Source organism: Desulfotignum balticum DSM 7044 (genome assembly GCF_000421285.1).
GTDB classification, from domain to species: Bacteria; Desulfobacterota; Desulfobacteria; order Desulfobacterales; family Desulfobacteraceae; genus Desulfotignum; species Desulfotignum balticum.
In genome coordinates this window covers 693,256-714,167 of the sequence record NZ_ATWO01000001.1, presented here as the reverse complement: position 1 = coordinate 714,167, position 20,912 = coordinate 693,256, and the positions used below count along the sequence as shown (strand labels likewise).

Here is a 20,912-nt window from a genome sequence, read left to right as displayed (position 1 = left end):
GCAGCACCTGTTTGTAGCACTGGTGTTATATTTGTGACAGCCCCCATCATTTGCTCAACAGATTCATCAAAATCGAAATGTCGTCTAATTTTTCAAGATTGAGCACGCAATCCATAATTTCACGGGTCTGCTGATCGTCAAACAAAGAAGAAGCCAATTCTAAGAATTTAATTTTAATTTCCTCTGGAGTGAACGGGTTGTTTATCGTTCCCTTGGAATATTTAAGCTCCTTTGAAAAAGTTTGGTCGCCTTTTGTTTGAACAGATACCTGTGTAGGGATGGCAAGCCCCTTTTCCTGATCAAAAACCCGGTCTGCCTGCTGATCTGCCTGCATGGTGACCTTTGCTGCAATGACCGAAGCTTCTGGATTCTGAAACATATTCTTAGGGCTCATCCATTCCGGGCCCGGTTTTTTCCCAAGTGCCACCATGGACAAGGCATGGGGCAGGCTGAACTGCGAATCGTACAATGTATTCATTTTCGGATCAGCAAGAAAATCCACAGCACGCTTGATGGTTTTGACATGAATGTTTTGGATATCTTTGGCCTTGATGCTGTTTTCTTCAAGGATCTGTTTAAAACAATCCACGGAAGAATGGCCCCAGGTGCAAAGCGGGTAAGGCTTGAACTTGGTTTCCAGAATGGCAAAAGACTGGCCCCATTCTTTTGACAGATGCTCAAAATCATGCTGGCCGCTCCCCATCATTTTCCAGAAACCTGCCTCGCCATCAAGGATATCAGCAACCCCTTCAACGCCTTTTTGGGCCATCATGGTCCAGAAAATACCTGTAAAAGTTGTCCAGCCGAATACGTTTTTAGCGAACCCGATGGGCCGTTCAACGAATTTTTGCATATTAATGGGGATGGGCGATACCATGCCTGCCAGACCAAAGGCATGGTAGAGCGTTTGTTCATCCGCGCCGAGCAGAAAGCCTGCCGCAGTCACTGCATCAAACACCTGCCAGGTTGAAGGAAAATAGGTTTGTCCCATGTCCGGTGAGGGCCAACTGTACATCATGATACGTGAACCCACTTCAAACCCCAAAACGATTGCCTGCAAAACAGCGTTTCCCGATGCGTTTTTAAACTGAGCCATACTCAGTGCAGTAGGGATCAGGCAGTTAGATTGATGAGCGGTTCCGGCATAGACATCATCCATGTCCAGAATATTGGCCAGACTCGAATTTGCCCAAGCGGCAAAGGGTGCGGAAATCCGGCTGCCGTCTCCGATGATACAGGCCGTCCCCGCACCCTGGAACTCTTTGGCCTGGGAAACAATCTGGGCTCCGTAACGGGTTGTGTATCCACCAACGGCACAGCCGATGGTATCCAGGACAAGCAACTTGGCATGTTCAATGACATGGCTTGGAATCGCATCTGCATCAAAATTAATAATCTGTTCAATCAATTCAGAAGTGTATGTCATTAGATCCTCTTTTTTTGAAAGCCTTTAGCCGTAGGCTTTCTGATTGTTGGTGTCGACCGCTTATAAGACTCCATTCCTGAAACCTAACCTGAAAACCAAAGATTTAAGCGGCTCCTTCCACCTTTTTCACGATTTCTTTAAATTCTTCTTCGGAAATAGGACGTTTCATGTCATGGGACTTTAATTTGACTTCCATGAGAACGTCCATGGCCGCTTTTTCATCAAGTTGAATCCCCATTTTTTTGGTCCAGATCTCAATGTTGTCCAGACCGCTCTTTTTCCCCATTAGAATTTGAGGTGCATCATGACCTACAAACTTAGGCAGAACAGGAAAAAGGGTAGTGGGATTTTTTTCAAAAACATTTTTATACCAGCCGGCAAGAATCCCGGATTCGATATTATAGGCGTTATCCCCGATAAAAGGTCGGCTTTCAGGTATCTGAACACCTGAAAGTTTCCTGACCAGCCTGGAAAGTTCATTGAGCTTGCTGTAATCAATGCCAGTATCTATTCCGTACAGGGTCAACAAGGCCAGGACGGTCTCTTCCATGGGGGTATTCCCTGCCCGTTCCCCGATTCCAAGAACCGTGGAATGAATCACTTGGGCTCCTGCTAAGACCGCATTGATGGTGTTGGCCACACCCATTCCAAAATCCGAATGAAAGTGGATTTCCAATGGTTTGTCCACCTGTTCCATTACCTTTTTTGTAAAGTAACTGGCGGCCTGAGGGGACAATACGCCAAAGGTATCCACCAGGGTAAAGGCATCCATGTGTCCTTCTTTTGAAACCCGGTCCACCAGTTTGAGCAGCCAGTTCATATCGCTGCGGGTGCCGTCAATGGTAAAAAAGACCGTGTACAACCCCAATTCCTTTGCGCGGGCTGTGGCTTTTATGGAAAGATCAATGGCCTTTTCCATGGGCCATTTGTACCCTTGCTCAATAAGATGGGCGCTTGCCGGAATTTCAATGACAATTCCGTCAACACCGCAGTCGGATGCAAGCTCAACATCCTTTACCATACAGCGGCAAAAGGAAAAAATTTCCGGTCCCAGGTTCCGTTTAACGATTTCCCTGATGGCTTTCTCGTCATTGGGGGACACTGCAGGCATCCCGGCTTCAATCCTGTGCACACCGATCTCGGCGAGCTTTTCTGCAATTTTAATCTTGTCATCCTTTGTAAAAATGACACCCGCCTGCTGCTCACCATCACGTAAGGTAATGTCGTGAATTTTTATTTTTTCAGGAGGTTGAAATTCTGAAGTAACTTCGTCCAGATAATTCCACTGGCTCACATGCCAGTTTTGGGTCTTCCAAGGTGTTGCGGATTCCGTGATTTTTACAGTACTCATTTTTTACTTTCTCCTTACGGCAATTTTGTGCCGATATCACTGACACAAAAATACCAATTTGCTATATCACATTTATTAATAGTAAAGAAGCCCTGCGTTTGGAGAGCCTCAAGATATCCTTAGTTCCTCGAATTCCAAACCTTTTTGCTTCAATTCAAAGCATCATCAAGAAGGCTTAAGATATCAAAAACTTTCACATCTATTTTCAGCTTTTTAATTGTATGGTTAAGCTGCATTTCACAGGCCGGGCAATTGGTGATAATTACCTTAGCTCCGGTTTCCATCAATTCTTCAAACCGCCGTTTCCCCATTCTTTCCGATAACTCAGGGTGAGTGGTTTCTATGTTGCCGCCACCGCAGCAGGTCGACCATCGTCCGATCTGTTCTTCGTCTGGTTCCATAAGCTCAACACCGTCAATTGCTTTCAGAATTTGCCTTGGTTCATCCGTGATTTCCATATAACGTGAAAGCTGACAGGGATCGTGGTAGACAACCTTGATGGGTTCTTCTATGCAGGGCTGAATCTTATTTTGTTTGAGCTGTAAAGCGATAATTTCAAGAATGTGATATACTTCCAGGTCATAATCGCTGATGTATTTCGGGTATCCGTGCTTTAACGCTGATGTGCATCCCGGAACCACACCGATCAGCTTCTTAACGTTCATTGACTTAAACAGTTTGTAATTCTTATAAGCATTTTTTGCATAATCGTCTTCAAACCCCGCATAATACATGGGGGAACCGCAACAAGGCTCTTTGTCCTGCAGATATCCCGGCTCAATGCCAAGTTTCCTGAGTATACTGATTGAATTGACCAAAACCGGAGTATAAGGGTCATCCTTTGATACAGTGACTTTTGCGGTAACATTGGTCAAATTGATACCAACCTTGCTGAAGGCCTTGCTAATGCCGACCACTTTGCCCATACCCATGCCCATTTTACCGGCACTCTTGAGGGCACCGACCATTCCTTCAATATATCTAATCTGCTGGTACCCGCATCCGGCAAAAAAAGTATACTCACCGGCCCGGGACAGGTTCAGATCTTTTGCCCACAATTCTTTTTTTTCGGATATTCCGGTCAGATTATCCTTGTGCTGAACATTTTCCTTTATCTGAATATGGCCAGCAGGAATGACTTCTTTATAAGCTTTTCCCATAATCATTCATCCTCCGTTGATTCGGCCTTCTTGACCAAGTATTGGCGCGCTTTTAGAATCGTATCCGCCGGATGGCAATCCGTGGATAACTCCCTGCATCTTTCCTGGCATCGGCGACATGTCGCACAGGAATAAAGGATATCGCTCAAAGTTTTTGGATCGCCTAAACCGTACTTGATATGAAGGTTGATGGCCATCAGTCTTCCCGCTGCGCTTTGGGTGACCCAGCCTTCGTAGGTCGGGCACATGCCGACACACATCCGACACTTCCAGCACCTTTGAACATTATCTGTTATCTCTTTTTCCAATTGTTTCAAATCAGGATTGCTCATACCCTTCTCCTTCAAGATTTCCCGGATTAAGAATATTGTTGGGGTCAACGGCCATTTTCATGTCCATCATCATTTTGTGGGCCGCCATTCCGTAACGTTTTTTGAAAAAGGCTATCCTGGAGGCGGTTTGACCGACTTCTCCAGAAGCACATCCCCATTTAATATTGATATCGCTTTCAAGTTTAATTGCCGCCTTTGCGATTTTAAGGCGCTTCTCAGGTGGCATACTGACAGGCACCACCCACATGCCATGAAGGTCACAGGTACCGATATGCCCGTAGATAAACAGGTTGGCCTCTTTCAACTCCTGATAATCGTGTCCCGTTAGCATGTAGTCAAACACATCGTCCAAATGGCTCAGCGGCATCGATGATTCAACGGCACCAGCCTGTACAAGGCGATCTTCCCCATCAGATGCCTGTAGGATATTCAAAATATTATCCCGGGCATCCCATAAGTCCCTTTGTTCTTTTGGGTCTGTAACTACATAAGCATCAACGGCATTTTCGCTTTTAAAAATCCGGACCGTTTCCTCGGCAAGCTCATCGGCTTCCCGCTGGGAATGACTGACGTTGATTGCCAAGGCCATGTGACCTTTGGGTATGCCTAATCCTCGAAGTTCAAAGGGTGCCTGCGCCGCCACTTTGTCTATTACTTCACCGTAAAGCGGGGGCGGCATTTTTTTCTGGTAATATTTTTGAAAAGCATGGGCCACGTCGTTCAATTCTGGAAAAAAGCCCACCACGTAGCCTTTTTTCTGCTCCGGAGCCACGCGAAGACGAAGCTTGGTAATCACACCGAACAGCCCTTCGCCACCAACAAAATATCGAGTCATATCTAGCCCAGCCGGCCGCCGAATACTTTTTGTCCCGGTATCAACAATTTCACCGTTGGGCAGAACAGCTTCCACACCCATGACATAATCAATGATTTTGCCAACGCAGATATCAACCATATGACCGATGGTGTTGATGGAGACCGCCCCGCCGATGGTAGAGGCAAATTTACTGCCAATACACATGGGGAGAAAATACCCCTTGCTGGTTAAAACCTTTTCAAGTTCATATATATTCACACCGGATCCCAGTTCAAAATACATATCTTCTTCATGGGATTCTATAGTGTTAAGTTCATGGGTACTCAAAAGGATACTTCCGGGCCGTTTTGGCTTGGGAGAGCCCTTGAAAGCAGTACCTGCACCGTGAACATAGACAGGAATTTTATTATTATTTGCATACTTAAGGACACCTGAAACTGCCTCGGTCGTGGTTGGTTTTACCACAGCGATCGGAATTTTCTCCGGATCCAAATCAGGATTAGCCGCATCCTGCCCATAGCCGATTCTGTCAAAGATTTCTCCGGACGTATTTTCTTTGCCCACTATCTTTTCCAGATCAGCAATAATCTTTTTTTCAAAACTCATAAAGTCACCCCTTTTTTTAACATTAGTGGGTTACCCCATAACTATGATAGATGGCGCTATGTATAAAAATTGTACATTTGTCGTTTGTTGTTTGTCGACATTATTTTATAAAATAAATATTTGTGCTTTTTTTTAATCATTTATTTCCAATCAGTTATTGGTGTTGGTTGTCTTTGCCATGGACAATTTATATGATAAAAAAGCTTTCAATTTTTTACTGATAAATTCCTTTTTTGTTCAATATTTTAGTTATCAAGTTGGGCCAGAATCGGATATGCTGACGAATCACTTCACTTGCTTTGGAATAATTTCCGTCTTCGATGAGATCTAAAATTTCCTGGTGCGCATATTGTGACTCTTCCATTAACCCTTCGATAAATACATAAAAGGACTGATACCTGGCAAGACTGGGAAAAATGGCCATGTGAAAAGCGTTTAACCTTGAATTGCCTATCGATTCGACAAGTTTGATATGAAAATCGGCTATTTTTTTTAAATAGACAAATTTTTCAGTCGGATCTTGAGTCTTCGGCATTTTTAATTTTGAAGCCAATTCAAGAGCATGAGCAACTTTCGGTAATTTCCTGATTTTTTTTAATTTCAACTGGCTGATTGAAAAACACTCCAGCATTTCTCTTGCTTCATAGATTTCCTTGCAGTTCTGAACGGATATATCTGTAACGAAAGTTCCTTTCCTAGGCCGAAAATCGACCAAATGTTCACTGACCAAAACCCGGAATGCCTCACGTAAAGGGGAACGGCTCGTGCCGAATTTAGATGACAATTCCACTTCGCTAAGGCGCTGCCCAGGCTCAAAAACACCTGCAATTATTTGTTCTCTGAGGTGTTGTACAAGGCTTTCCGTTACACTGACAATTTCCATTTATTTATCCTTATGTATGTTCCCCTCTTTACGACTCGATGGTATTTTATTTTTACAATCGTAGGGTTATTTTTAAATTACACTAATCCTTAAGTCGTTTGTCGACAATTGTCAAGAAAATATTTCCATTGTTTGTAATTTTTTTATAATTTTAATGTATGCTTTGTATGTCATCTTTTGTCAGCCGAGGGTTCTGTCTTTCACAAATCGGCTTCATATGCACAGGCTTTAAATATGACCCGGTTCATTTGCATCCCACTGGCTGATTTTTCCTTTAGCCGAGCATTGAAGCCCATCGGAATGAGACTGGATAACCTTTGCAGACTTTGCCGCCATGTTTTGCTATCGAAGCGTTGTGCAAACTTATTCAACGATAAGATCAGCCAGGCTTGCTGAAATCTTGGCGCCGAACTCAGCCAATGCGCCAGCCCTACCTCGTTTGATTGGTCGGACTTGGGCAAGACAGACGTGTCCCTTTGGTAAGCGTGTGTAACGATATTTTTTTGAGCCGGGGAGGGTCTTTTAATATTCTTCGGCTGTCAAGATGGATCTACGATTTGTTTGCCTTATAATTCCAGAGCAACCATTTGAAAGGATCTTTGGACAGTGCCGATGAATTTTTATCAGCGTGATCAGATAATAAAAGTGGTTGACCCGCATCAGGGGGAGACTTGCTTGGGGATAGTAAAAAATGAAATCGCTCGAAATTGAAATTTCACAATGGACAATTTGATTCTTCAGCTTGAAAATACTTTTAATAAGGTAACGGCTAAAAACTGCTCTGGTTTGATCAGGAAAATGCGTGACGTTGAAGACAAATTTTAAAGGGATGATGCCGCTCTCGATAAAAAAATAAGTATCAAGTCATATGACCGGAACTATAAAATAAAATTCTGATACACATAATTCCAGATCGTTTGTGATAACTTTCGAAATCGGCTCATCTGTTACTCCTTGATCATTTATTGTGGGGACAACTCGATCATTGAGTAACAGCGAGTCGTACAAATAGCAAAGCCTTTGTACTCTGACCTGGCCCACAGGACCAGGGTTTCTATACTGGACTAAAAAAAATAGGCGGTGGATTTGGTATGATCTGCATGCTTTTATTTCTCCTGAACTTGGGATAAACTGTTCATCATGTCTTCGCCTTTACCACAGAATCCGGATAAAATGAAACGTATTTTTACCGGAATGACCTCCCGGGATGCGGATCTGATCCTGCTGATACTGGCCTCCCAGAACATCCGTGCCAGAAAATCAACCGGATCTCACGGCATCGATATTTCAACCTTTTCAGACCAGGCAGACGAGGCAGCATCCCAGGTGGCTGCCTATTTCAGGGAAAACCGGTCCGGTTTTGAACCGGTATCGTCTGCGGCAGCCATACCTGCCGGATTCGTATCCCCCCCGATTTTTATCATCATGGGGCTGCTGGCAGCCATCCATATGGGCATCGAGGCGACCGGCACCCGGTGGGAACATATCCTGGCCTATGGATCATCGGGCATGTACATTTTCCAGGGAGACACTTACCGGGCCGTCACAGCCCTGTTTCTGCATTCAGATACGGCCCATCTGCTGGGAAACCTGGCAGGGATTTTTTTATTTGCCGGGCCGATCATCCGCATTTCCGGGTATGGGTCCGGGCCGCTGTTTGTGCTGTTTGCCGGCACGGGCGGCAATTTGATCAATGCCGGATTCCGCGGCACGGCGCTTTTGTCCATCGGCGCGTCCACGGCGGTCATGGGTGCGGCCGGCGGCCTGGCCGCGTTCCAGATGATGCGCAAAGGACCCTTGCGCCGACGGGACCGGATCATGCCCCTCATTGCCGGGGCCACGTTGATGGCGTTTTTAAGTCATGGCGAAAACACGGATGTCTGGGCCCATGTGTTCGGGTTTTTGTGCGGTTTTTTCGCCGGCATTTTCTTTTTTCCCCTGACAGCAGTCTGCCGGTTCCGGCTCAGGGAACCCATGGCCCTGGTTATCACGATTATCATCCTGATGTCGGCCGCCTTTGCCGGCCTGATGAAATAAAAACAAGGCGCGTAAAACTGCTTTACACGTTCCCGCTTTATTGATACAGATGCGATATCTTTCGCCACTTTCTTGAAAAAAGGAGCGTCGCATGGAAAACAAGCTGCATTACGGATGGATCGTGATTTTTATGGGCCTTTTCACCACCGTGGCTGCCCACGGCTTCGGCCGGATGGCCTACACGCTGCTGCTGCCCGCCATGAAAGACGGGCTGTCTTTTGACTACACCCAGCTGGGCCTTCTGGGCACGGGCAATTTCATCGGGTACCTGTCCATGGCCATTATCGGCGGTTTTCTGGCGGCCCGGTTCGGCACAAGGGCCGTGATCACTGCAGCTTTAGCCCTCATGGGCATCACCATGATCCTCACCGGTCTGGCCGAGTCCTTTGGGTTTGCCTTTGCCATGCGGCTTTTCACAGGCCTTGGCAACGGGGCCGCCTATGTGCCGGCCATGGCCCTGGGATCGGCCTGGTTTGCCATCCACAAGCGGGGATTCGCCACCGGCATCGTGTCCGGGGGCATCGGACTGGGCACTTTTCTGTCCGGCCTGATCGTCCCGTTTATTCTGAAATCCTATAATGCGGACGGATGGCGTTATTCCTGGTATATCTTAGGCGTTCTGGTGCTTTTCGTGGCCGTGCTGGTGGGCATTTTTCTGCGGAACCAGCCGGCGGAAAAAGGCCTGACCCCCGTGGGCCAGAAAGAGGCCCCGGACACAGCAGCGCCGGCACCCAAGGTCTCTTCCCTGGACTGGGGGGCCGTCTATAAAATGAAATCTTTGTGGTTTTTAGGGGTGGTGTATTTTTTTTACGGCATGTCTTATATCATTTACATGGTGTTTTTCGCAGCCTATCTGGTGAATGAAATGGGCTACAGCCAGGCCTGGGCCGGCGGACTGTGGGCCATGGTAGGCGGGTTGAGCATTTTCTGCGGCGTGATCTGGGGCAGCATTTCCGATAAAATCGGCCGGGGAAAAGGTGCGGCCCTGGCCTATCTGGTGCTGGGAACCTCGTACCTGGTCTATGCCCTGGTCAAGGTGGAGGCCGGGTTTTATATTTCCGCAGTCCTGTTCGGGCTCACGGCCTGGAGTATTCCCACCATCATGGCGGCGGCAGCCGGGGATTTTGTGGGACCAAAGTTTGCACCTGCGGGGTTGGGATTCATCACCTTGTTCTTCGGCATCGGCCAGTCCATCGGCCCGGCCCTGGGCGGATATCTGGCAGACACCACCCAGTCTTTGACCACCCCGTTTCTGGTGGCCGGGGCCATTTCCCTTACCGGCATGATCTTTTCCCTTTACCTGAAAAAACCGGCCATCGACCAGTAACCATCCAACAACACCCCTGGCCTGAGAGCCCCAACAAATAATGATACCATCCACTTAAAACTTAACACTTTCATATAAATCATCAGGATCTGAAAAGCATGTCTGACATCATCTGTGACAAAAAAGTGCTGGATCATATTCAAAAAGACGCGTTTGCCCGCCATCTGGGCGCCACGGTGGAAATCGTGGCGCCCGGCCGCAGCCGGGTATTTCTGACCGTCACCGAAACGATGACCAATTTCCACGGCACCACCCACGGCGGGGTGATCTTTGCCATCAGTGACATGGCGTTTGCCGCAGCCTGCAATTCCCACGGCCGGGTGGCCGTGGCCCTGAACGTGAGCATCTGTTATCTGAAACCCAGCTTCCCCGGGGACCGGCTGAAAGCCGAAGCCACAGAAATTCACTGCGGCCGGCGCACCTCTTTGTATGACATCACCGTGACCAATGAAGACACGGGCACCCTGATTGCCAGAAGCCAGGACCAGGCATTCCGGAAAGATGAATGGATCGTGCCTGAAAAATAACGCCGTCCCATCGAAAAAAAATTCAGATCCGATTTGGACAATTTCGGACAAGCGTTAAAATATTCTATCAAGTGCTTGCCAAACATGTTTTTTTGTGCTTTAAATAATTTTCATGAAAAAATACAAGATGAAAGAACATGAGCGCAGAAAAAAAGAGATCTACCGGATCGCCACCCAGACCCTGTGGCAGAAAGGGTATGACAAAACCACCATCCGGGATATTGCCAAAGCCACGGACATGACCACGGCCGGGCTGTATTATTATTTTAAAAGCAAGGAAGAACTGCTGTTCCAGATCCTGGACAGTCATATGGACGACATGCTCGCCGGCATTGAAAAAATTGCCGCAACCCAGGTCCCGCCAATTGAGCTGATCAAAAAATACATCCAGTACCAGGTGGACACTTATTGTAAAGACAAATTCCGCAGCAAACTGATTCTCAATGATGATGACTGTCTTACCGGGGAATGGTATGAGCAGGTCAAACAGAAACAAAGATCATTCCTGGTGTTCTGGCGAAACGCGCTGGACGATTTTTGCCGGGACCAGGGCCTTCCCACAGATCATATCGCCGTGGATGCCCACTGCCTGGTCGGTATGTGCAACTGGATCTACCGCTGGTATGATCCCAAAGGAGATCTCAAACCCGAAGCCCTGGGCGAAAAAATTTTCAACACCTTTGTTTTCGGCCTGACCAGCAAAGGCCGGGCACCTTTCAGCTGACATCCGGCCATATCCGATTTTTTTAACACACGCTGCCGATCTGACAATTATCGGAAACGCCATACATGGCATTTCCGATAATCCGCGTTGCCACCGACTGCCTGAAACCCCTTCAAAATCGTCACCGGATGAATTCTATGGAAACTGTCTGAACCGGAATCATTATTTTGTTGACATGCAGAAATTGTCCGTGCTATGGAATGACAAACAAACGTTAAAATAATCTAACGCTTGTTTGGTAAAATACTTTTCTAACCTTTACGTCCTATGGAGGGTACCACCATGATGTCAAAAACCGGAATCATTGCATCAATTCTTTCCATCACCCTGGCCGTGTCACTGGCGGCAACCGCTGCCATGGCAAAACCCATTGAAATCAGTTTCAGCAACATGTTTCCCCCATCCCACATCCATGGGCAACTGGGCCAGGAATACTGCGATGAAATTGAAAAACGTACGGATGGCCGGGTCAAAATGACTTATTATCCGGGCGGTTCCCTGATATCCCCGCCCCAGACCTACAGCGCCATTGTGGATGGTATCACGGACATGGGGTTTTCCGTGCTGGGTTACAGCCGGGGCGTATTTCCGGCTTTGGAGGCCATTGACCTGCCCATGGGATACAAAAGCGGCATCCAGGCCACCAAAATCATCAATGCGTTTTACGAAAAATTTCAGCCCAAGGAACTAGACAAGATCAAGGTGATGTTTTTTACGGCCCACGGCCCGGGTCTCATCCACAGCAAGGACCCCATCAGAAAACTGGAAGATATTAAAGGGATGAAGGTCCGGTGTTACGGATTCAGTGTCAAGGTGGTGGAAGCATTGGGGGCCGTCCCCGTGGCCATGGCCCAGAACCAGGCCTATGAAGCCCTGCAAAAAGGGGTCTGCAATGCCACCCTGGTTCCCATTGAGGCACTCAAAGGCTGGAAACAGGCGGAAGTGATCAACTACACCACGGAAACCTACAGTATCGGTTACACATCAGGTCTGTATCTTTTCATGAACAAGGACAAATGGGCGGATCTGCCCGCAGACATCCAGGCGATTTTCGAGCAGGTGAACAAAGAATGGATAGTGAAATACGGCGAAGCCTGGGATACCAGTGACCAGGAAGGCCGGGAATTCACCCTGGAGCTGGGCAACGAGATCATTTCTTTGTCCCCGGAAGAAAACAAACGCTGGGCTGCAGCCGTGGCCCCGGTGATCGACTCCTGGGTCAAAGAGGCCTCGAAAAAAGGGCTGCCGGCCCAGGATTATGTGGATTTTCTCAGAGAAGCGGTAAAGACCTATTAACGTCCGTGCCCGGATGGGCATAACAAACCTTCATATCCATTCAGGGTTTCATTAAAACCATCTGACTGTGCAGGGCCGGCGGGGGTGCCGGCCCTGCACAGTCAAGATAAAAGGAGCCATATGTATTATGAACCCGGCAGAACCCGCCATGGCCTGGCCCATGATCCGTTTAAATCCTGTGTCGTACCCCGGCCCATCGGATGGATCTCCACCCTTTCTCTTGAAGGGATTTCCAACCTGGCCCCATACAGCCAGTTCCAGAATCTGACCTTTGACCCGCCTTATGTGATGTTCGCCGCCAATCAGAACACCCTTGGCAAAAGAAAAGACACCACAGTGAACGCGGAACAGACCGGGGAATTCGTGTATAACATGGCCACCTGGGATTTAAGGGATGCCATGAACCGCTCCGCACAGGAAACGGCTCCCGGTGTGGATGAGTTTGACCTGGCCGGGGTCACCAAAGCCCTGTCAACGCAGGTCAAGCCCTTCCGGGTGGCGGAATCCCCCATTCACATGGAATGCCGCTACCATCAGACCCTGCGGCTTCCGGGCACCGGCACCATGGGTACTGTGGATATCATCATCGGACAGGTGGTGGCGGTCCACATCAAGGACGAATTTATTGCCGAAGACGGCAAAATAGATATCCCCAAAATCAAACCCATCGGACGGCTGGGATATTATGATTACACCGTGGTCGACAACCGGTTTGAGATGATCATTCCGGGAGACAACAAAGATTTGAGTTCCGGATTGGAAGGAGCGGCTGCCCCATGCAGATAACACCTATTGAAAACAACATCCACCGGGTGGCCCGGTTGATGTATTTTTTTGCCGGTATGGCCATTGTGGCCATGATGATGATCACCACGCTGGACGTATTCATGCGGTTCTGCGTCACCATGTACAGCAAATTCGGGTGGGAATTTCTGGCATCCTGGCGCCCCGTACCCGGCACCTATGACCTGGTGGCCATGTGCGGTGCCATTGCCGCCGCCTTTGCCATGGCCCACACCACCCTGGAATCGGGACATGTGGCCGTGAGCCTGGTGGTGCGGCTGCTGTCGAAAAAAGGTCAGTTGTGGATGAAAATGTTCACAGACACGGCCTCCTTGAGCCTGTTTAGCATCCTGGCCTGGCGCAGTGTGGTCTATGCCGGCAAGCTCAAGGAAAGCGGAGAGGTGTCCATGACCATGCAGCTGCCATATCATCCCTTTGTTTACTTGATGGCCTTCTCCAGCCTGGTCGTCGCCCTGGTATATCTGATCGCAATAATCAAAAACATGAAAAAGGTGGTTTCTTTATGAGTCTGACAGCCATTGGTGTGATCGGCATCATTGTCCTGCTGATCATGCTGTTTTCCAAAATGCCCGTGGGATTTGTGATGGGCCTGATCGGATTTCTGGGATTCAGCTATGTCAAAGGATGGGGACCGGGGTTAAACATCCTGGCCAAGGATTTTTTCGAGATGTTTTCCAGCCACAGCCTCACCGTGATCCCGCTGTTCATGTTCATGGGCCAGATCTCTTTTTATTCAGGGATCAGCCGGCGCCTGTACGATGCCGCCTATGTGCTCATCGGGGCCCGTCCCGGGGGGCTGGCCATGGCCAGCGTGGCCGCCTGCGCCGGATTTGCCGCCATCTCCGGGTCCACCAATGCCACGGCCGCCACCATGGCCACCGTGAGCATCCCGGAAATGAAGCGGTTCAAGTATGACATGGGGCTGGCCGCCGGGACCGTGGCCGCGGCCGGCAGCCTGGGCATTCTGATTCCGCCTTCCACCATTTTCATTGTGTACGGCATCCTCACGGAGCAGTCCATCGGCAGTCTTTTTATGGCCGGGATCCTGCCGGGCATTCTGCTGGCCCTGCTGTTCGTTGCCGCCATTCATTTGCAGGTCCGGCGCAACCCGGCCCTGGCACCGGCCGGTCCCAAAACCACCTGGATCCAGAAAATCAAATCTCTCACCGGCGTGCTCGAGGCTTTGCTGATTTTCGGATCCGTCATGGGCGGGCTTTTCTCCGGTGTGTTCACCCCCACGGAAGCCGCCGCCGTGGGCGCGTTTTTCACCCTGCTTTTGTCGGTAGTCCGCCGCCAGCTCTCTTTGAAACATTTTTTCAAAGCCATTGCCGACACCACACGGCTGAGCTGCATGGTCATGGTAATCGTGGCAGGGGCCACGGTGTTCGGTCATTTCATGGCCGTGACCCGGATCCCCTTTGACCTGTCCAACTGGGTGGCGGCCCTGCCTCTCCACCCCATGCTGATCATGATGGTGATCATCATGATCTATCTTGTGGGCGGATGCTTCATGGACGGATTCGCCCTGATCATGCTCACGGTTCCCATCTTTTTCCCCGTGGCCCAGGCCCTGGGCTTTGATCCCATCTGGTTCGGGGTCATCATCGTGCTCATCGCGGAAATGGGGGTAATCACCCCGCCCGTGGGCATCAATGTGTATGTGGTGTACGGCGTGTCCAAGGACATCCCGCTGGAAGCCATCTTCCGGGGCGTGTTGCCTTTTCTGCTGGCCCTGATCATCTGCAACGGCCTGCTGATGATCTTTCCGCAGATCGCGCTGTTCCTGCCGGGACTGTTATGACAAGCTGAATTCCGAGCATGAACGTTTTTGGATCCAGCATAATAGAGACAAATCTAAACGTGGAGTTTCATTTTGTCTAAAAAATCATGAATTACACTGGAGTCAACAAAAAAACACCTGAGCCGAGGGCCGCCAGGCCCCTCGGGATCAGGTGAAGCGACAGGGTTCGGTGAATGCCTATGCAAAGGCAAGACGACGGCCTTTAGGTGCTGGGATAGGATCATTAAATTCCTTAGCCGTTTTAATCCATAAATCCATGGCTGATTTAATATTAGCTAATGCGGATTCATATGTATCACCATGCGCCATGCAGCCTGGAAGCTCGGGAATATCGGCCAAAAATGCCTGATCTTCATCACTCCAGTGGATTATAATTTCATATTTATTCATCGATCTTCACCCCCCAATTTATACTTGAGAATAATGTTTCGTACCTGTTTGACTTGATATGGTTTTGCCTTATTTCCTTCTTTTTGTAAATTTGGCTTCTCCTCAATGCCTTTTTTTCTGAAAATATGGTGACTGCCTTTGACACGCATTTCAAACCCAAAATGTTGGAAAAGAGTAATCAAATCAGAGAAAGAAATATTTGCATCGCTTGTGCCACGCAAGATCTGAAAAATTAATTTGTCGTATTTCCCCATTTTCCGTTGTCCCCCCTTTACATCCGGGTATCCGACCCAAAAAAGTACCATCATCCAATTTGTCATATTCGGCTTTGGGTAATGCGCTGTCAATATAACCGGTCAGAATTGATTTACTCTTTCAGCACTCCTACTTATTAAAAAAAAGCACCCTTCCTTGGTCCATGAACTCTAAACTGTCGGTCTGCATGAAAGCTGCAGCTCAAACTTATCCGTTTGCCAGAATCTGTTTTGTTCAGTAGTCCGTGCCCGGGATTCTTTAACCACATCAAGAATATTTATTCATTGTTTTGATAATATCAGCCACTTGACTGGTTGTCAATTTGCCGGTGATCCATAATTCCAGGCATTACAACATTGAAATGAGGCCGGCAGCGGAACCATCGACCGAACCCGGCCTGTCCTCCGGTGATAATTGCAGCGGCGTGATCTCTATATGGACTTTCCAAAAATCCGCCTTATTTTTTCAAAACAAACAAACCTTTTCCTGCTGTTACATCCGCAATCCGGATTCCCTGAAAATGAAATTCAATCAAGGAGGTCATCATGAAACGCTTTACCATCACCGGTTTTCTGGTACTCATACTTTCCATCACCACCTGGACCCCGGCCTGGGGAAACAACTGGACCATTGATGCCAACCATTCCACTATTCAGTTCAGGATCAAACATATTTTTTCCACGGTGTTCGGATATTTTCCCGACTTTGACGGCACCATCCGTTTTGACCCGGAACACCTGGACCAAAGCAAATTTGACTTCACCGTTCAGGTCAAAACCATCAACACAGCCATTGCCAAGCGGGACACCCATCTGCGGTCCGATGATTTTTTTGCCGCAGACAAATACCCGGTCATGACCTTTACCTCTTCAAAAATCACCCATAAACAGGGCAATACCTATGAGGTTGCCGGCACCATGACAATCAAGGACACGGCCAAAAATATGAATATCCCGTTTGTTTTTCACGGCACGGCCCCGTCACCCGTTGACAAAAAACAGATGGTGGCCGGATTTGACACGGCATTTTCCCTTGACCGCCTGGCCTTTGGCGTGGGAGACGGCAAATTTTTCAAAATGGGGGTGGTGGGGGATGTGGTCGATATCACCATTTCCGTGGAGGCGCTGCGCACCCCGTAATAACCTGCCCCGGTGGTACGTGAGTTATTCCCGGACATGGCGGAAATTGTTTACCAATGCCGCTTGTTTATCCATTTCAAGCTGCTCAGGCTGCACCCTTGATTTACAGAATTTCATCTGATTTTCTGACAACCTATCTACCAACCATCTACCAACCCATACAGGCGCATCCAGCCTTTAGGTTCACTGTTCCTGGGTAGTTTTCTGGTACTGGTCCCGCCAGAATCCATCCGCTTGACAATAGCCTGGTTACTCCGAACCCTTTCACCGAACCTTTTCCTTATTGTCCGAGACATCTTCCCATTGGACTAAAGCCAAATGTTTTCGAAAAATTAAAAAACGCCACCCAGTGAGATCGGCTCAATTTGCCACACAGTGTGTATCATTTTCAAAAACTAAAATACTTCCCATTAATGCCGACTTAATTCTCTACCCAGTGTATTGAGCTTGACCAATAACCACCCGCTGTTTTCACGTTCATAGAGTCGACGTTCATCCACCTTGAGAATTCCCATCAGGGGCAACTATTTTGACTTGCTTAACCGCAATATCTCAGACAATGTTTATGAAATTCAGGCCAGACCAAATTCCTCAGGCAGTGACTGGGGTTTCCCCGGGAAAGATATGACAGGCAGCTGTCGATGGTCATGTTAAATTGAGCCAAAAATGGTCATTTGAAACTGAGCCACTAGGGAATTGAACAAGGGGGATCTTTTTTCAATCCCCCTTGTTCAACTTCCCGAGTAAATGCATATGTTGCTGCATTTACCCGGGACAATCGTGGAGAGTTTATGAAAAAAAGGAGACCATTTTGGACATACTGGATCTGCACAGGTTCGGCTTGACCCAGCGGGCCATAGCCCGGCGCCTGGGCATAAGCCGTAACACCGTCAAAAAATACCTTGAAGCCCCGGAAAGCTGCTTGAAAAATCCAAAGCCATATCATCGCACGAGCATTCTTGATCCTTATCACGGTACCATCACAGCTTGGCTTGATGAAGACGAATATTACACCGCCACCTGGATTTATGACCGCCTTGTCAACCAAGGCTATGCCGGCAGTTATGAAACAGTGAAGCGAAAGGTCGGTAAACTCAAGAAACAAAAACAGAAAATTGCCTACATGCGATTTGAGACAGAACCCGGTCACCAGGCCCAGGTGGATTTCGGAGAATTTCAGGTTGAACTTCCCGATGGCAGTGTCAGAAAGCTGTACCTGTTTTCAATGATTCTGGGATATTCCCGGAGAATCTATACAGAGTTGATCGAACGATGCGACATGCCAAGCTTTCTAGACTGCCATATACACGCCTTTGAGTACTTCGTCGGCGTCCCGGATCAGATACTCTATGATCGCATGAAAAATGTGTATATCGCCAAGCTGGCTGGAAAGGACAAATTTAACTCTACCCTGATAGGATTTGCCGTTCATTACGGATTCGTTCCCAAAGTAGCCCCTGCTTATGCTGCTTGGGTTAAAGGGAAGGTTGAACGTCCTTATACCTTCATCCGGGAAGGGTTCTGGCGAGGATACGGTTTTGTCAACTTAATCAGGGCCAACAAAGACCTCTGGTCTTGGATTTTAAAAAAGGATGAACGGATCCATGGCACCACCCATGAAAAAGTCAGCGCCCGGTTTAAGCGGGAGCAGCCACATTTAAATGCACTGCCTCCGCAGCCGTTTGATACCTCATATCGTATTTACCGGCAGGTGTATAAAGACTGCACTGTCCACTTTCATGGAAACCGCTATGTCGTCCCCCACACCCTGGTAGGAGAACAGGTCATCCTTCGCTCGAAAGATGGACAGCTACGCATTTTTCAAAATAGTTGGCTGGTAGTTACCTATGACATCCCATCAACAAAGGGAAATCTGGTCCAGAAGAAGAGATTCTACGAAGCCTTAAAAAAAGACATGGACATGAATCGGCGCAAATATCACCATGCCCAGAAAAGTAAGGGACGGGCAAAGCAGACGATCAGTCCCCAGAAACCCCAATATGACATGGATGTTGAGGTCCGTTCCATCTCTGCATATGAAGAAATACTGCAGGAGGTGTTTGCATGAGTAATACCCTTGTAATGGATCGCATTGAATCCAACCTCACCCGATTAAAGCTCCCCCGGATTTATGAAGTTTTAGGCGGCCTTGCCAAGACGGCCGAGGAACAGGGAAAAAGCTATCTGTCTTTTCTCGATGAACTGCTCGAAGAGGAAGTGGCGGCAAAAGAGCAGCGCCGCATCGAAACTGCACTAAAAATATCAGGACTACCGTATATCAAAAGCATAGATGAGTTTGACTTCGCCTTCCAACCCGGCCTGGATAAACAGAAAATCATGGGACTTTTTGACTTAAGTTTTATCCGTGAGAAAGGCAATGTAATTTTCCTTGGCCCTCCCGGTGTGGGAAAGACGCATCTTGCGGTATCCCTTGCGCTGAAAGCGTGTCAGTCCGGCATGAGTATCTATTTTACCAACATGGAGGATCTGATTATCAAGCTGCGAAAGGATCACGAAGCTGGAAAGCCGGGTAAGGGCCGTGGGTACTATAAATCCTCCCTGGTCGTTGTGGATGAAGTGGGTTACACACCTATCACACGGGAAGAGTGCAATTTGTTCTTTCGTTTTATTGCTAACCGGTACGAGAAGAGCAGCACCATTATCACGTCAAATAAGGCATTCGGAGACTGGACAGAACTGTTCCATGACCCGATCATCGTGACTGCCATCCTCGATCGACTGCTTCACCACAGCGCCGTCATTAATATTAAGGGTAACAGTTACAGACTGAAAGGCAAAAAAGCATGAATGCGGGCAGTAAGGAAGGGGCTAAAGTCACATCGAATATGGCCCTGTATTTTTGTAAAACGGGGCACAATTATCTAAAATGCCCTAATATCGGTAATCTTCAGCGATCGTCTTACCATTAGGAGGTGTGCATATGGTAGAAAACCGTGGAGGATACAGGGGAAAACCAAAGCCAAAACTACCACCACACTTGAAACGGGTTCATGTCAATGCCCGTATACAAAAGTGGATGCTTGATGAACTCAAAAAGAGAGGTGAAGTCGGAATAATGCTGGAATATATATTGATCGACGCCGGTTTTAAATATCATGATCCCATAACAAAAAAAGGCAAAGGAGATTTATAAAATGAATCGGTGTGGCTCATTTTTGATGACCATAAATGGCTCAATTTCTCGTGACCCTTGACAGCAGCGCCTGTTAAATCTTTTTCTCTTCAGATTTTGAATCACGCAACAGGTGTCGAACAGATCCCTGAAGTTCTTTCAGCGATTTGGCGAACAGTGTCTGCCCAATCTCCGGAAACTGTTGAACCCCACACGCATGGTTCAGATCTCCTCTTCCAAGATCTGCCCATTTTCAAGCAGCCATTGCTTTGCTTTGTCCATTTTCGAGGACTGCGCCCGGACGATATTCCAGAACCGCGGGGTGTGGTTCGCTTCCAGCAGGTGGGCCAGTTCATGGATGATCACGTAATCCACAACATACATAGGCGCTTTGATGAGCCGCCAGTTGAAACGAATGTTGTCCCTGGTGGTGCAGGAACCCCAGCGGTAACGATTGTCAACGATCCTGGCATTGGCAAATGCCACGCCAAGATCTACAGCAAATTTTCTGGCACGCGGCAGGATTTTCTCTTTTGCCCGGTCCATGTACCAGGTGCGCAGGACCTGTCGGCGCTCATCGGAAAGATGTGCCGGAATCAGGAAACGCTGCTCAAAACGGATTTTTTCCGAACCGTCCCTGACCATTTCGATTTGATACTGACGGCCCAGATACAGGGCGGATTCACCATTGACCATCTCTTTGCCGGGAGGATGGGGCAGCGCATACTTCTGAACGTGTCCGGTCTTTTCATGAATCCATTGCCGCTTTGATTCAACGACCGCCCGAATCTTTTCCTCGGAGGTGGATTCCGGTGCATGCACGACCACACTGCGGTCCCGTTCCACGGTGATGGTCAGCTTTCTGCGTCTGGATGACCGCTTTATTGTGTAGGTCAGTTCCATG

General features: G+C 48.2%; 22 protein-coding genes. 12 read left to right on the top strand and 10 right to left on the bottom strand.

What is annotated here, in order from left to right; all coding sequences use genetic code 11:
• Positions 1–46: 46 nt before the first annotated feature.
• The 6 genes from K365_RS0103785 to K365_RS0103760 all read right to left on the bottom strand — a co-directional run bounded on the left by K365_RS0103785 (position 47) and on the right by K365_RS0103760 (position 6,575).
• Entirely contained in the window at positions 47–1,426 is a 1,380-nt protein-coding gene (locus K365_RS0103785; protein WP_024333587.1) for an MmgE/PrpD family protein, read from the bottom strand.
• Between the two features lie 103 nt (positions 1,427–1,529).
• Positions 1,530–2,777 carry a LeuA family protein gene (locus K365_RS0103780; RefSeq protein ID WP_024333586.1) on the bottom strand — a complete coding sequence of 416 codons (1,248 nt, stop codon included), beginning with the start codon at positions 2,775–2,777 and terminating at the stop codon, positions 1,530–1,532.
• Positions 2,778–2,926: 149 nt separating this feature from the next.
• On the bottom strand, positions 2,927–3,937 hold the full coding sequence (locus K365_RS0103775) for a (Fe-S)-binding protein (RefSeq protein ID WP_169432923.1): 1,011 nt from the start codon (positions 3,935–3,937) through the stop codon (positions 2,927–2,929).
• Positions 3,938–3,939: 2 nt separating this feature from the next.
• Positions 3,940–4,269 carry a 4Fe-4S dicluster domain-containing protein gene (locus tag K365_RS0103770; protein WP_024333584.1) on the bottom strand — a complete coding sequence of 110 codons (330 nt, stop codon included), beginning with the start codon at positions 4,267–4,269 and terminating at the stop codon, positions 3,940–3,942.
• The gene (locus tag K365_RS0103765) at positions 4,256–5,692 is read right to left on the bottom strand and encodes an FAD-binding oxidoreductase (RefSeq protein WP_024333583.1); all 1,437 of its coding nucleotides are present in this window, start codon (positions 5,690–5,692) and stop codon (positions 4,256–4,258) included. Before K365_RS0103765 ends, K365_RS0103770 begins: the two co-directional genes overlap by 14 nt.
• Before the next feature lie 214 nt (positions 5,693–5,906).
• Positions 5,907–6,575: a GntR family transcriptional regulator gene (locus K365_RS0103760; RefSeq protein WP_024333582.1), complete on the bottom strand. Its 669-nt coding sequence runs from the start codon at positions 6,573–6,575 to the stop codon at positions 5,907–5,909.
• Between the two features lie 1,173 nt (positions 6,576–7,748).
• Here K365_RS0103760 and K365_RS26325 point away from each other — a divergent pair.
• The 8 genes from K365_RS26325 to K365_RS0103715 all read left to right on the top strand — a co-directional run bounded on the left by K365_RS26325 (position 7,749) and on the right by K365_RS0103715 (position 15,091).
• Complete coding sequence (locus tag K365_RS26325; RefSeq protein ID WP_024333580.1) at positions 7,749–8,612, top strand: rhomboid family intramembrane serine protease; 864 nt, start codon at positions 7,749–7,751, stop codon at positions 8,610–8,612.
• Between the two features lie 91 nt (positions 8,613–8,703).
• A complete protein-coding gene (locus K365_RS0103745; RefSeq protein ID WP_024333579.1) occupies positions 8,704–9,939 on the top strand; it encodes an MFS transporter in 1,236 nt (411 codons plus the stop codon).
• A gap of 98 nt (positions 9,940–10,037) precedes the next feature.
• Positions 10,038–10,466 (top strand): hotdog fold thioesterase, encoded by a 429-nt coding sequence (locus K365_RS0103740; protein ID WP_024333578.1) that lies wholly within the window; start codon positions 10,038–10,040, stop codon positions 10,464–10,466.
• Positions 10,467–10,593: 127 nt separating this feature from the next.
• Entirely contained in the window at positions 10,594–11,190 is a 597-nt protein-coding gene (locus tag K365_RS0103735; RefSeq protein ID WP_024333577.1) for a TetR/AcrR family transcriptional regulator, read from the top strand.
• Between the two features lie 282 nt (positions 11,191–11,472).
• The gene (locus tag K365_RS0103730; RefSeq protein ID WP_029724921.1) at positions 11,473–12,486 is read left to right on the top strand and encodes a TRAP transporter substrate-binding protein; all 1,014 of its coding nucleotides are present in this window, start codon (positions 11,473–11,475) and stop codon (positions 12,484–12,486) included.
• A 120-nt stretch (positions 12,487–12,606) separates the two neighbouring features.
• Positions 12,607–13,272, top strand: a complete 666-nt coding sequence (locus tag K365_RS0103725; RefSeq protein WP_024333575.1) for a flavin reductase family protein — start codon at positions 12,607–12,609, stop codon at positions 13,270–13,272.
• Entirely contained in the window at positions 13,263–13,796 is a 534-nt protein-coding gene (locus K365_RS0103720; protein WP_024333574.1) for a TRAP transporter small permease, read from the top strand. The genes K365_RS0103725 and K365_RS0103720 overlap by 10 nt, the downstream gene beginning before the upstream one ends.
• Positions 13,793–15,091 carry a TRAP transporter large permease gene (locus tag K365_RS0103715; RefSeq protein WP_024333573.1) on the top strand — a complete coding sequence of 433 codons (1,299 nt, stop codon included), beginning with the start codon at positions 13,793–13,795 and terminating at the stop codon, positions 15,089–15,091. Before K365_RS0103720 ends, K365_RS0103715 begins: the two co-directional genes overlap by 4 nt.
• Positions 15,092–15,268: 177 nt before the next feature.
• On the opposite strand, the gene K365_RS0103710 is transcribed toward K365_RS0103715, so the two are convergent.
• The 3 genes from K365_RS0103710 to K365_RS29310 are packed head-to-tail and all read right to left on the bottom strand — an operon-like array spanning position 15,269 to position 15,793.
• Positions 15,269–15,481, bottom strand: coding sequence for a type II toxin-antitoxin system HicB family antitoxin (locus tag K365_RS0103710; protein WP_006963952.1), 213 nt, complete (start codon positions 15,479–15,481; stop codon positions 15,269–15,271).
• Complete coding sequence (locus K365_RS29615; protein ID WP_492207308.1) at positions 15,478–15,663, bottom strand: hypothetical protein; 186 nt, start codon at positions 15,661–15,663, stop codon at positions 15,478–15,480. The genes K365_RS0103710 and K365_RS29615 overlap by 4 nt, the downstream gene beginning before the upstream one ends.
• 1 nt (position 15,664) lies before the next feature.
• A complete protein-coding gene (locus K365_RS29310; RefSeq protein WP_353740163.1) occupies positions 15,665–15,793 on the bottom strand; it encodes a hypothetical protein in 129 nt (42 codons plus the stop codon).
• 488 nt (positions 15,794–16,281) lie between these two features.
• Here K365_RS29310 and K365_RS0103695 point away from each other — a divergent pair, with 488 nt between their 5' ends.
• From K365_RS0103695 to K365_RS0103680, 4 genes are all read left to right on the top strand, one after another.
• Positions 16,282–16,875 carry a YceI family protein gene (locus K365_RS0103695; RefSeq protein WP_024333571.1) on the top strand — a complete coding sequence of 198 codons (594 nt, stop codon included), beginning with the start codon at positions 16,282–16,284 and terminating at the stop codon, positions 16,873–16,875.
• A gap of 811 nt (positions 16,876–17,686) precedes the next feature.
• Positions 17,687–18,943 carry an IS21 family transposase gene (istA, locus tag K365_RS0103690; protein ID WP_024333570.1) on the top strand — a complete coding sequence of 419 codons (1,257 nt, stop codon included), beginning with the start codon at positions 17,687–17,689 and terminating at the stop codon, positions 18,941–18,943.
• A complete protein-coding gene (gene istB, locus K365_RS0103685; protein WP_029724919.1) occupies positions 18,940–19,683 on the top strand; it encodes an IS21-like element helper ATPase IstB in 744 nt (247 codons plus the stop codon). The genes istA and istB overlap by 4 nt, the downstream gene beginning before the upstream one ends.
• 133 nt (positions 19,684–19,816) lie before the next feature.
• Positions 19,817–20,029 carry a hypothetical protein gene (locus K365_RS0103680; RefSeq protein WP_024333569.1) on the top strand — a complete coding sequence of 71 codons (213 nt, stop codon included), beginning with the start codon at positions 19,817–19,819 and terminating at the stop codon, positions 20,027–20,029.
• A gap of 201 nt (positions 20,030–20,230) precedes the next feature.
• Here the strand turns inward: K365_RS0103680 and K365_RS0103675 are convergent, their stop codons facing one another.
• The gene (locus tag K365_RS0103675) at positions 20,231–20,911 is read right to left on the bottom strand and encodes a M48 family metallopeptidase (RefSeq protein ID WP_024333568.1); all 681 of its coding nucleotides are present in this window, start codon (positions 20,909–20,911) and stop codon (positions 20,231–20,233) included.
• Position 20,912 lies beyond the last annotated feature (1 nt).